The sequence below is a fragment of the Paenibacillus sp. FSL H7-0331 genome, from assembly GCF_001956045.1.
The window spans coordinates 160,870-173,484 of sequence record NZ_MRTH01000012.1 but is presented as its reverse complement, the minus strand read 5'-3'; the positions used below and the strand labels follow the sequence as shown (position 1 = coordinate 173,484).

General features: G+C 45.8%; 12 protein-coding genes. 4 read left to right on the top strand and 8 right to left on the bottom strand.

Annotation, left to right across the window (positions count from 1 at the left end):
* Window positions 1-9: 9 nt before the first annotated feature.
* From BK127_RS19405 to BK127_RS19390, 4 genes are read right to left on the bottom strand one after another with little or no spacing between them, the layout of a single operon-like run.
* Window positions 10-1,428, bottom strand: a complete 1,419-nt coding sequence (locus BK127_RS19405; RefSeq protein WP_076233155.1) for a sulfatase family protein — start codon at window positions 1,426-1,428, stop codon at window positions 10-12.
* A gap of 24 nt (window positions 1,429-1,452) precedes the next feature.
* Entirely contained in the window at window positions 1,453-2,925 is a 1,473-nt protein-coding gene (locus BK127_RS19400; protein ID WP_076233154.1) for an ABC transporter substrate-binding protein, read from the bottom strand.
* Between the two features lie 37 nt (window positions 2,926-2,962).
* Window positions 2,963-3,805, bottom strand: a complete 843-nt coding sequence (locus BK127_RS19395) for a carbohydrate ABC transporter permease (protein ID WP_076233153.1) — start codon at window positions 3,803-3,805, stop codon at window positions 2,963-2,965.
* A complete protein-coding gene (locus tag BK127_RS19390) occupies window positions 3,798-4,736 on the bottom strand; it encodes a carbohydrate ABC transporter permease (protein WP_076233152.1) in 939 nt (312 codons plus the stop codon). Before BK127_RS19390 ends, BK127_RS19395 begins: the two co-directional genes overlap by 8 nt.
* Window positions 4,737-5,564: 828 nt before the next feature.
* Between BK127_RS19390 and BK127_RS19385 the strand changes: the two genes are divergently transcribed.
* Complete coding sequence (locus BK127_RS19385; RefSeq protein ID WP_076233151.1) at window positions 5,565-6,041, top strand: hypothetical protein; 477 nt, start codon at window positions 5,565-5,567, stop codon at window positions 6,039-6,041.
* A gap of 8 nt (window positions 6,042-6,049) precedes the next feature.
* Here the strand turns inward: BK127_RS19385 and BK127_RS19380 are convergent, their stop codons facing one another.
* The gene (locus BK127_RS19380) at window positions 6,050-8,011 is read right to left on the bottom strand and encodes an ATP-dependent DNA helicase (protein WP_076233150.1); all 1,962 of its coding nucleotides are present in this window, start codon (window positions 8,009-8,011) and stop codon (window positions 6,050-6,052) included.
* A 28-nt stretch (window positions 8,012-8,039) separates the two neighbouring features.
* A complete protein-coding gene (locus BK127_RS19375) occupies window positions 8,040-8,279 on the bottom strand; it encodes a DUF1294 domain-containing protein (protein ID WP_256711374.1) in 240 nt (79 codons plus the stop codon).
* Between the two features lie 243 nt (window positions 8,280-8,522).
* Between BK127_RS19375 and BK127_RS19370 the strand changes: the two genes are divergently transcribed.
* Window positions 8,523-8,810: a YtpI family protein gene (locus BK127_RS19370; protein WP_076233148.1), complete on the top strand. Its 288-nt coding sequence runs from the start codon at window positions 8,523-8,525 to the stop codon at window positions 8,808-8,810.
* A gap of 174 nt (window positions 8,811-8,984) precedes the next feature.
* On the opposite strand, the gene BK127_RS19365 is transcribed toward BK127_RS19370, so the two are convergent.
* Window positions 8,985-10,328 (bottom strand): DRTGG domain-containing protein, encoded by a 1,344-nt coding sequence (locus tag BK127_RS19365; protein WP_076233147.1) that lies wholly within the window; start codon window positions 10,326-10,328, stop codon window positions 8,985-8,987.
* Window positions 10,329-10,472: 144 nt separating this feature from the next.
* Between BK127_RS19365 and BK127_RS19360 the strand changes: the two genes are divergently transcribed.
* Window positions 10,473-10,808 carry a hypothetical protein gene (locus tag BK127_RS19360; RefSeq protein ID WP_076233146.1) on the top strand — a complete coding sequence of 112 codons (336 nt, stop codon included), beginning with the start codon at window positions 10,473-10,475 and terminating at the stop codon, window positions 10,806-10,808.
* 74 nt (window positions 10,809-10,882) lie between these two features.
* Here BK127_RS19360 and BK127_RS19355 read toward each other — a convergent pair whose 3' ends face one another.
* Window positions 10,883-11,152, bottom strand: coding sequence for a hypothetical protein (locus tag BK127_RS19355; protein WP_256711373.1), 270 nt, complete (start codon window positions 11,150-11,152; stop codon window positions 10,883-10,885).
* Between the two features lie 190 nt (window positions 11,153-11,342).
* Here BK127_RS19355 and BK127_RS19350 point away from each other — a divergent pair, with 190 nt between their 5' ends.
* Window positions 11,343-12,614, top strand: a complete 1,272-nt coding sequence (locus BK127_RS19350) for a S8 family peptidase (protein ID WP_076233144.1) — start codon at window positions 11,343-11,345, stop codon at window positions 12,612-12,614.
* Window position 12,615 lies beyond the last annotated feature (1 nt).

Sequence of the window (12,615 nt, the reverse complement as noted above, 5' to 3'; positions counted from 1 at the left end):
AGCACGGATTTATCCTTGTTCTGCAGCATTCGGAGCTTTAACAAGACCCGGCCAAATATTTAAAAAATGCGCTTGACTTTCATCCCATTTATCTTTAAGTCCCGTTTGTTCAGCCAAATCATCCCACGGCACAAGCCCATCATGCTTGGTTATATACTCGTCTAATTTTCGGTTCAATTCCTCTTTACTATTTTGTATTTCGGGATGGCTAACTAAATTTTTCATTTGATAAGGATCCTCTATATTATCGTAAAGCATCCAATCTTCATTATGCACAGTTTTCGCATACGTGTAACGTTCGGTTCGAATTCCTCTCCACTGTGGTGTTCCCCTCACTACTGATATGTGACAAGCCGTAAGATCATGGATATAACAGGATTCTTTTCCTTGTGCTTCTTGGTTAGTAAAAAGATTATGCAGGTCTTCCCCATCCACATTATTGGTGAAATGAAGACCCATAAGTCCAAGCAAGCTGACCGGTAAATCTACCAAACCGATTAATTCATTTCGTTTTAATGTAATTGTGCGCCCTTGCCAAAAGACTAGCAGCGGTACCTTGATAGATTCTTCATAAGGCAGCTGCTTATTATACTGGCCTTGACTACCTAACATATCACCATGATCACTTGTGTACACGATAATTGTATTCTCAAGTTGTCCGGTTTGCTCCAATTGTTTGATTATTCGTCCAAATTGCTTATCCAATGCAGTTATATGAGCATAATATCCCTTAATGTCTCTTATAATATCCTCTCTATTTGCACCTTCTTTTTTAAATGATAAGGCTCTTTCGCCTACATTATCCCTTAATTGAATGTCAACATCTTTATATAAATCAACATATTCTTGAGGAATAAGAGCGTAAGGATCGTGAGGCGGGCCCCACGAAAGTACTAACCCCCATGGTTGACCGCTATTTCTTTGGATAAAATCCAAAGCGAGATTCGTTTGTTCGATAGGCTCGTAACCTTCAATCGGATGACGCACGTTCTCCTCATCATCATAGTAAGAATGCAAATAATCATGTGTACAGTTTGCTACCTTCCACTCCTTAAAACCGAATCTCCGCTTTCCTGAAGGAATAGATTGATCTCGCGGCACTCCGGCTAAATGCCACTTTCCTATATAACCCGTGTGGTAACCACTATCGGCTAACACGTGACCAAGGGTTTCAACATCATCAGATAATGGTAAATCGTTCCCTGCCGCTCCATGTTTTAATGGATGTAAACCTGAGAGCATCGATCCACGTGAAGGTACACATAACGGACTGTTAGCGATGCAATTCTCCAACTGCACTGACTTTTTAGAGAATGCATCCAAATGGGGAGAGATAACCTGGGTATTTCCATAACAGTTTAAATCACACCATCTGTGCTGATCGGAAAAAACAAACAACAAATTGGGACGCTCTAAATTATTTGGCATGAAAAATGACCCCGTCTCCTAAGATTATTTCTTTAAACCCCAACCGTTCTGTTCCGTCCAACCGTTCTGCTTGCTGAGTTGCTCCACACTCGACTTCAAGTCTTTGTTCAAGATCGTATTAAACTCCTTCGTAGTGGTCTTACCCTCGAGGAACAACTGTCCTACCATCGTATCATCCTGGTACAGTTTTTGATTCGTTTGCGGCGCAAGCAGTCTCAAGCTTGAAGTGTTTCCTTCGATATACATTCCTTTCAGGGCCTCGGGAAGAACGGCGTCCTTGGTCGCAGGCGTCCACCAAAGACCTTCAGCAAACAGTGCGGCACCCTTTTCTGAGGCCAAGAACTGCAGGAAGTTTACCGCGGCATCGAGCTTCTCTCCTTTTACCGCACTCGGAATTGAGAAATTGTTTATTGGAGATCCACCCATTTCATACAGCTTTTCGACTGCATTCGGAGAATCCTGCTTGGTTAAATAAGGGAAGGAGAAGAAACCGATATCGAATTTGCGGTCAGGATTGTCTATAAATGTTTTCAAATTGTTTCCGGTTTGCATCATCATGGCACCCTCCTGCTTGATGAACAAATCTGTCGCTGTTGCGGTATCAATTCCGTTATAACCCGGATACCAGTATTGGGAGAACGTTTTAATCAGTTCCGCACTGTCTGTCCAAGGTGATTTCTCCAGGTCGATAATCCCTTTCTGCGTACCGGCTACAATTTCATTTAGCTCCACGAGGCCGTTTTTGTCCAAATCAAGCTGAGGTATAATCGGAGCAATCATTTGATCCATAAACATCCGATGCTGCCAGTTGAACACATTGTCCACCGGGGATTTGTTGGGGGCAATAAACGGTACAACACCCGCGGACTTGAGCTTCTCGGATGCGGCAAGAAGTTCACCGAACGTCTTTGGATTACTTGTTATCCCCGCCTTTGCAAACAAATTTTTATTATAAAATACTTTCACCGCCACGGTAGAAAGGGGTGCTGACGGTACAGTACCATTCGTATTATCCATGTTCTGATTGATCAATCCGGTTGAGTAGCTGTCCCACCAGGTGCGCTGTTTGGAATCATATGGATTCTGCTTATCGAGATAAGGTTTAAGGTCCACAACCAGACCTTTACGGTAGTTTTCCATAGCCGGAACATGCCAGGTCCACACCACGTCGGGGGCAGCACCACCCAGAAGCTGCGAGTTAAGCCAAGTAACCCATTGAGCATCATCCGTGTATTCGGTATAAGCCATTTTCACTTGTACCTTTGGATTCACCTTCATATACTCGCTGATGACCTTGTTGTATACACCCTCATCCGCTTCTTTCTTCGGTTTTTGTACGCCCCAGGATATAGTTACTGTTGCATTTGTGTTTTTAGTGCTCCCGGCCTTGGATTCGTTTGGATCCTGAATCGTGCATGCCGATACCGTAAACGCCATGACCAGTGAGACTACAACCGCCAACATCCTCGATCCTACCCGATTCCCTTTGTTATTCATTGTTAACGCTCCCTTTTCTCATAAAGTAATGGTGATCTTAAGCTTTAATTGCCCCGGAGCTAAGTCCGGAAACAAATTGCTTCGTTGCGAAGATGAAAAATAGCAGCAATGGCATCGATGCCACCACATATCCCGCCAACTGCACCCCTTGTTCATTCTGAGAATTACTCATAATCCCCTGGAGTGCGATAATGACCGGTTTGACGCTCTCTTGAGAAGCGGTCATTAATGGCCAAATAAAATTGTTCCATCCGGCCAGTGAATCGATGACGGCAATTGTGGCAATTACAGGCATCGATAATGGAATTACGACTCGCAAAAGAATCATGAATTCTCCCGCTCCGTCTAAGCTTGCCGCCTCAAAAAGAGAGACCGATAACGATGAGAAAAATGTTCTTGCCAGCAAAACGGCCATCGGCGCCAAAGCTCCGACCGGCGGCAGGATTTGTACAGCGTATGTGTTCAGAAGCCCCATCTTATTAACTAGCACGAATTGAGGGAGCAGCAGCAGAAATGAAGGAATCATCATCAAAGAGATGATGAGAAAAAAAAGGAGTTCTTTGCCCGGCATATCGAAACGGACGAAGGCATACCCGGCCATCACGGAAATAATGATGACACCAACTACAATCCCCGAAGTAACGATGATGGAGTTAAACATAAACGGAGAAATTTGCCGGAACGCATTCATGTAATTATCCAAATGAAACGGCGGTGTCATGAACCATACGTTGTCCACGATCTGCATTTTGTATTTAAAAGAAGAGTTCACCATTAAATAAAAGGGGAACAATGTGCAAAATGCCAGCATAAACAAAATGATGTGTATCCCGATTTGATTCAGGCTCCTCTTTTGACGTGCTTTTTCGCCTCTATCCATGGTTCTTCCCCGCTTTCTTAAACTGGTAGCTGATGATGGTCAGTACAAAAATGATGGCAAACATAAAAACCCCAATCGCGCTTGCATAGCCCATCTTGTTATAGGTAATCCCTTGCTGGTATAGATGCAGCGCCGGAACCATCGTAAAATTGCCGGGACCTCCATTGGTCAGCACAAGCACGTTCTCGAAGCTGTTCATCGAATGAATCAAGGAAAGGATGATCAATACTTTCATCTGCCCTGCAATCAGCGGGAGATCGATTTTCAGCAGTCTATCCAGTAATCCTGCTCCGTCGATCCGAGCAGCCTCGTATAGCTCCTCTGGAATCGCTTGCAATCCTCCCAAATAAATGAGAAACGCAATTCCCCCGATCCAAGGAAAGCCTACACCAATGATAGAGAATAACGCGGTATCCGCACTTCCCAGCCAAGCATGATTGCTATTTGTCCCGAATGCGCCTAAAGCCAGGTTAAGTGCTCCAAAAGTAGGGTTATAAATCCATTTCCACATTAAAATAATGACCATTGTTGGGACGACCATCGGGAGGACGAGAATAAATTTATACACTTCCTTCGCTCTACGGGAACTCACGCAATACACAAGTTCTGCTGCGAGCAGGGGCACCGTCAAGGTTTTAACAATATCCGTCACGGCGATAATCGATACGTTCTTCAGTGAAGCTACAAAGGTATCGTCACTCCACATAGAAATAAAGTTATCCAGTCCAATGAACTCACGATAATTAAACCCATTCCATTCGAAAAAAGACATAATTACCGCTGTGGCAGCAGGATAATACTTAAATATCCCCATGATCAAAAATACAGGAAGTAAAAACAGATAACCATATCTGGCCTGCCACATTCTGTGGCCGATTCCTTTTTTGTTTATTCTCTCTGTCTGACTATACGCAGCTGTCAATCTTTCCATTTTAAACCCCCATCCCTCTGTTGTGATACTTATCATTATAAGTGCTGCCCTAAGAATGAGTAATGAGACACTTTTCAGATTGGATGTCTAATATTCTCAGGTGGTATAATATGTAAAATCACTAACAACAACAAAGATATGTTGCATACTTAATTGCTAAATAACGAGCTAATAAACAATTCGTGGTGAAATTTTCAGACGCTATTTCAACAGATTAGGTGTAACATGCGATTTTTTTCTGGCATCACATAATTTCACAAATCCAGGGGGTAAGGGAGCAGACTCCTTTCCAAGTGTTTGGGAGGCTCCCATTCGAATCCGGTACGTCCAATTAAATCCGAATTCCTTTTACCTCCCAAGGGCAGCGCTTTTTAATTCCCGACAGCATGTTCAATCCTAGTTGAAAAAGGAGATTAAACGTCCGTTATTAAATTAATTTCCAAATAAAAAACTGGATATCCTCACTCTAAGGAATCCAGTTTTATTTTTGACTAAACGATTCTAATATGCCGTTGTCGAACTTATCCTGCTTCAAATTAAAGCCATAGAATCATAAGCTCATTTGAGTTGCTTTCGCCCTTTAGAACATCCAGCACAGCGCACCTTTCCACAATGTCTCCAGCTCACATCACCTAAGAATAAGTTTGGTGCAGGTTCCATTATGGAACAATCTGATTCACAGCCAAGACATTTTCATTCATTGTGGTGATCGTTAGGCCATGTTAGTTTGGGAGAGGCCCTTTTCCTATTCCTTATCAAGAGCTTGGTACGGCCTGAAGTGTGTGTTATAATCACTAGCACGATAAAATGATAAATGGAGGGTATTTCATGCTTACCTTTGAACAAAAGCTTGCGATTATGGAGTCTTTCCCTGAGCTTACACGCAGCGATGTATCGCTTGGCCGCGTTAATTTCAGCTATGAGCAAAGCGCGTACGATAAAAAGAACGTAGCCTACCACCTGCACCCAAACGGAAACGGATTTATTTATGCGGGCCGGCTGCGAGACTATTCTACCGATGACAAAGGATTTGTCAATATTCGTGACTATGAGGCGGATGCGCTTCGTGCCCTTGTTGCCGAATCGATCCTTTCCTTGACGGATACTTCAACCCAAAAAACGCCCCCGCGTACTGAAAGCACGCAAAAGGAGCGTTGGGAAGGTCCTGATAATCAGTCCCTTGTGGTAACCTTTGAAGATGAACTATGGTATGTGTATGCTGGAGTCAATCTTGAATCCGCGTTTGAAACCTACGAAGAAGCAGCGCAGTACTGTCTTGAAGAAGGATTTGCTAAAGCTACCTGAGCCTGATTTCAAACAAGCTCATATGAATTCTTGATCTGAACCCCGGCAGGCAGGATCGCCTCAATATGACCCCGTATCAAGCTCTGTTCCTTGCTGTCCTCACTGAGTATAGCTATAATGCCGCTGTCGCCGCGGGTACGTATTAACCGTCCGATTCCTTGTCTCAGGCGCAGCAGCATGTAGGGCAGATCCACCTCTTCAAAAGGATTCACGGCTGCTTTGCGTTTCGCCATAAAAACAGGGTCCTGCGGAGGAAACGGCAGCGACCAGATGATCACATTGGAGAGTGATGGGCCTGGTACATCAAGCCCTTCCCACAGTGTAACCGCGCATAATACACTCTGCTCATCACGCTGAAATTCTGAAATCAGATGGCTGATTTCCTGGTCACCCTCGAACAGAAGACGCAAATCGGTACAGGCCGGATAATGTCCAATCTCGCTTTTGAACTGCTGTAAATCGTCTTTAGTTGGAAACAATAGCAGCGCTCTTCCTTGCGTCCGCTCCAGCAGGCTGGATGCTGCCCGCATCTTTTCAGTAAAGCTGCCTCCCTCTAACCACTTCGGCATGATCACTTCCATTTGCTGTGCATAATCATAAGGAGAAGCCACGGAAAAGGACGTGTACTGCTCAATCCCAAGACTATCGGCCACATATTCAAAGGAGCCCTCAACAGATAAAGTCGCTGACGAAAACACGATAGGCATACTGGACGAGTTGAATACCTGCTCCCGCAGCACTTCCTTCACGGTTCTCGGCATAATCGCCAAAGTAAGCCCATCCTCACTTTCCGTTACCCAACAAATTAAGCTGTCGGATTGCTCAAATAAAATCAGTGCCTTTTGCATCATTTCCAGATGCTCCTCCACAATACGCAGCTGGTAGTCATTCAACGTATACAGCTCGCTCTCAAACACCAGCTCTTCCTCTATAGCCGTAAGGACACTACGGAAGCGCTGCACCTCTCGAATCAGCTTGTCATTCAATATAACCTGCTTCCGATCCGTACCCGGTATCGCCTTGCTCTGACGTCCCAGCACATCAAACAGCGTTTCACTTTGGACAATCGCTTCATCTATGAGTACAGCCAGCGTCTCGCGCACTTCACCCTCCAATAGGCGAACGATCAACGCTTCAAATACGACATGTTTTAATTTAAAGGTCAAAGCCTTCTGTCCGGCAGATTCCAATAGATGCCCTTCATCAAAAACAACCGCACAATGATCTGGCAGCAGCGGCAGTTGGCCTTCCCGTTTACGTCCTTCGTATGTCCAGATATGCTCCATATAAAAATCATGCGAGCAAATAATCAGATCACCCGACTTGCGGTAATGATCCCTTGACAGCGTCTGGCCGCAGCGATGCCGCTTCTCACAGGTAAAACAATCCTGGAACGTATCCCAGTTGATTTGTTCCCATTGCTCATCATTCATATGCGGATAATGCTTACGATCTCCATAGGCATGAAACGACTGCATCGGCTTGTAGCTGTGGACAAATTCAGGCAGGCTCTCATACAGATCCTGAAACAGATCGGCATCCGTCGCCCTCATACGTGCCTCCTCCAGCTTCACCAGGCATACATATTTATCCGGTGATTTGCCCAGTCGGGCATCGATCGCCAGACCCAGATGCTGAGCCAGCTTCGCAATATCCCCCTCCGGCTTAACGAGCTGCTCGATCAATGACTCATCAGCACAGGCAATAATGGCCGGCTTGCGCATATAACGCGCATAACAAATCGTGTACAGCAGATACACTAACGTCTTTCCTGTTCCCACCCCGGCCTCAGCAAATATGGTCTGTTTTTCAGCAAACGCTCTTTCCAGCTGAAAAGCCATATAAATCTGTTCATCACGAACCTCGAAGCCGGATTCCGGCAGAATATCATAAAATACATCAGCTATCCAATCGCCAGCCTGCTGGGTAAAGGATTGTCTTGGATCATAGTTAAAAGGGTAACGCTCCACTATTATTGTGCCTCCATAAAATCGAATTCTATTTTAAAAACCTGATCATCAGATAAACAACTGCCGCATTAAAAATAATCAACAGTGGGATGCCTATCGTGAATGACCTGTGTTTGGTTTTATGATGCCATACCCGCATTCCTATCCAGCCCCCAACCGCTCCACCGAGTAAGGCAATGAGGAATAACTGCTTCTCAGGAACCCGCTGACGGGATTTTTTGGCGTACCGCTTGTCCTGACCCATTCTGATAAAGCCCCATATATTCATCACTATCAAATAGATAAGAAGTATATTCACTTGAGCCTCCATAATTAACTTAATTCAAAGATGACGAAATGAACATGATACTCTCAGCCAACCACAAAGCTCCAGGGTAACCGATGAGCACAAGCATATCGTTGCTTTTACCCTCAAAAATCGTTACATTAGTAATATTGCCAAGAGACTTTCGGACTAACGCGAGGCTCACTCTCTAGCACAAACGATTAGAATAAAGGATGTGCGTCATTCATGCAAACCGTTCAGACCATTTTGTTCGCGCTTATTCTCGTTACTTTGGCTTGTTCTGTCTACTACAGCTTCCGCTCCCGTAAGCATATCGATCCCAAGCTGCGAGGCATCTATAGCTCACGAATGAACATCATGATGGGGATTATGCTCGTCCTGATTGCCGTCAGCCAGCTGTTTTTTTTCACGGATTCCAATATCCGCCGCGTATTCGGTACCATCTGCTTCCTGCTAGGTGTTTTTAACCTGTTCTCAGGACTGCGCAATCATGCCCACTTTACCCGTCAATAATAAGGCTTTTTAGAAGCCCGGTGAATAAGTCTCGCTGCGCGGCCAAATATCCTTCCGATCGCTGTTGAAATCGTGAAATTGGATGCGATTAAGCGGTTTATTCACGATTTCAAAGGCGAACGCTTACGCTTCTCCAGGATCATTTGGCCGCTGCGCTCGTTCTTCACCGGACTTCTAGACCTGATCAATAAATTGTGCAGTGAGCATCGCTTTGGCGACCAGTGTTTGCGTATTCGCATGATAGATGGCGACATCTATTTTACCGAATTTACGACTCACCTCAATGATTCTTGGAAGAATCTCGATCTCACTGTCAATTTGCACAGGCTTGACGAAATAAGAGGACATGTTGTCCATAACGAGATCGCCTTTTTTGATATCCTGCACAATATGGTACGCAGCCTGCTTCATCAGTATGGTCAGTACACCTTCAGATACGGTGCCAAGCTGGTTCGTCATCTGGGGGGTAATGGCCCCACGGAATATGGGGTATCCTTCTTTGTTGCGTTCCTCTGCAAAGCCAGACCAGATCAAATCCTCGAAGGTCTCCCCATTCTGCGGCTGCCGTTGAATGTGCTGCATCGCTTTTAATACGTCCTTACGGCTAATGACAGCCATAATCTTACGATTCGTATCAATGATCGGGAGCAGGTCAATCCCTTCCCAAACCATCATATGCGCTGCTGCTGCTACGGAAGTATTTGGCGCGGCGGTCAACGGATTGCGCGTCATCAGCTTATCCATCGTTTGCTCCGGCTCTGCGCCAATCAAATCCTTCGATGTAATCATCCCTATGACCCGATTCCATTCATCCACTACCGGAAACCGGCTGTGTCCTGCCTGTTCATTAAGCCGCTGCCAATCCTTGAGCGTATGGTGGCTCTTCAATACGACAACTTCCATGGAAGGAGGCACGATGTCCTCAATCAGCAAAATCTTCTTCTTGATAAGACGATCATAAATGGCCCGATTGATCATGGAAGCTACAGTGAACGTGTCATAGCTGCTTGAAATAATTGGAAGTTCCAGCTGGTTGGCGAGCCTTTTTACCTCTTCACCCGTACCGAACCCCCCTGTAATCAGCACACCGGCCCCTTGCTCCAATGCACATATGTGAGCTTTACTACGGTTACCTACGATGAGCAGACTGCCCGGATCAATATAGCGCATCATCGCATCCTGCTGCATCGCCCCGATCACAAACTTATACAACGTTTTTTGCAAACCACCGAGTCCGCCCAGTACCTCACCGTCTACAATATTAACAACCTCGGCAAAAGTCAGCTTGTCGATATTATCACGCAGCTTTTTTTCTACGCGAACCGTGCCAACCCGCTCCTTGGTGCTGACGAGCCCCAAATTATCTGCTTCTTTGATAGCTCTATAGGCCGTACCTTCGCTGACTGCAAGTTTCTCGGCAATTTTGCGAACCGAAATTTTTGAACCGATCTTCAGGTTCTCAATATACTTTAATATTTGCTCATGCTTGGTAGCCGTTTCCTGCGCTGTATAGTCCATAACTGTACCACCAATCTCTAAATCTCTGTATTAATCTGTATGACTCATTATAAACGCTCTTCAGCATAAAAAAAAGCCCTTCACGAACCAATATCTGGGCTCATGCATAGGATAACGTATACTTATTTTGGAGGTGCCTTATCGATGTATAACCAACCTGTTGTCAATTCCAATCCATCTGGCGAAGCGGTTTACCAAATGGACCCCGCTATGGTCGAAAAGCTTCACCACATGAAGCAGCATATTCATGGTATATGCAAGAAGCACATGCATCGACCGGTACGTGTACAAACCACTCATGGTACAACCTTTGAAGGCTATATCATTCACATCGACGATGTACATCTGTATTTGAACCCCCTACCCGGCCACGTACGCGGTTTCTTTAATCCGCTGGCAGCTGCTCAGCAGCAATATGCATATAACAATGTAATATTGCCATTGGTATTGTTTAATCTGCTGACCATCGCACTCCTTTAAATTTGCTGTACTGCTCGTCCCACCTGCAGACAAAAGAGCCATTCTCCGCACGATCGGAGTATGGCTCTTTAGCATTACTTCTTAAATTGCATCAGCTTGCGACGGCCGGATAACATTTGCTCCATCTGCCAGCCTTTCATCCGCTTGATACGCACAATCTCCTGCTTCTTCCGCTCATCTACACCAATCAGCTCATGAAGATGAGCGGCCACAATCATCAGCGCGAATAGTACCCAGATCACTCCAAAAATCGTAGGCAGTGTGAAACCCGACCTGATATCGAGTCTGGGGACGGCATAGAACAGCATACCCAGCGCCAGACCCATATACATCACCGATTTCATCCCTTTCAAGCAAGCATCCCTCCGCTTCCATTCAATTAAGGCTTGTTCTCTATAGTCTATGAATCCAGATAGCCAAATAGCCCAAATTAATGAACTTAATAGAATGTAACCGCAGCAGCGCATATTTTGTTGGGAACGAATGGCTTACGAAGTGAGTTTTCTTCGAAAACTTTAGAGAAGGTGAACCTTATTGAATAAACATCGCAAGGTATCCGCTTCTTTACACCGTGCTGCCTGCCGCTGCCAACGCTCCGCCAAGCAAAAGACGGTTCGCGTCATCGTCCGCTTTGCAGGCCCTGCAAGCAAACGGCATGCCTCTTCCTTGAAGCGAAAACTGGATAAAGGCAATCATCATTTTAAAGAAAAGGCCCATCTTAAGCTGATTGGCTCCTGGGCTGCACATGTATCCCCCGCTTGTCTGAAGGCTATCTGCTCCCATCGACACGTAGCAAAAATTGTGCTTGACCGTAAAAACCGCATCAATCTGAATGTGGCAACACCCGCTGTAGGCGCAGCTGCTGTCCGCTCGCGGGGCACAACTGGACGCGGAATCACTGTAGCTGTTCTTGACTCGGGTGTAGCCCCCCATCCAGATCTGACCAAACCAACCAATCGAATAGTAGCATTCAAAGATTTTGTGAACAACAGAACCAAGCCTTACGATGATAATGGTCATGGGACACATGTAGCAGGTGACGTCGCCGGCAATGGTTACTCCAGCAAAGGTAAATATCGAGGAACAGCACCAGGTGCCCGCATTGTCGGGGTCAAGGTATTGGATCAGCAGGGCGGGGGATATGATTCAACGATTATCAAAGGTATAGAATGGTGTGTCAATAACCGAAAACGGCTTGGCATTCGTATACTGAACCTATCACTTGGTAAAAAAGCACTGGAGAACTGCAGCAATGACCCCTTATGTCAAGCCGTAAGCAAAGCCGTTCGGGCTGGACTTGTCGTGACGGTATCAGCAGGCAATGAAGGGCCAGCCAAGGGTTCCATTGATTCTCCGGGGATCAGCCCACTGGCTATCACTGTGGGTGCCACGAATGATCGAAACACGGTACGCGAATCAGACGATCAAATTGCTGCATTTTCCAGTCGCGGACCTGCCAAGGGTGGAGGGGTCAAACCTGATCTGGTTGCTCCCGGAACCAATATTATCTCGCTGCGCGCAGATGGCTCTGAGTTGGATCGTACGCTTCCTGGCAACCGGGTTGGCAAACGGTATTTCCGGTTGTCAGGCACCAGCTTCTCCTCTCCCATCACAGCGGGTTCCGCCGCACTATTGCTGCAGAAAAATTCCCGTCTGACACCCGCTCAAATAAAACGCTTGTTGCAACGCAACGCCTACTCTTTGAAGCAGTCGGTTCGGGCTCAAGGTGCGGGCGAGCTGAATATGCGATTTGCCGCATCTACAACCCGAAGCCGCAAACAATCCTTCAAAAGCAAGGTCAAGTAGC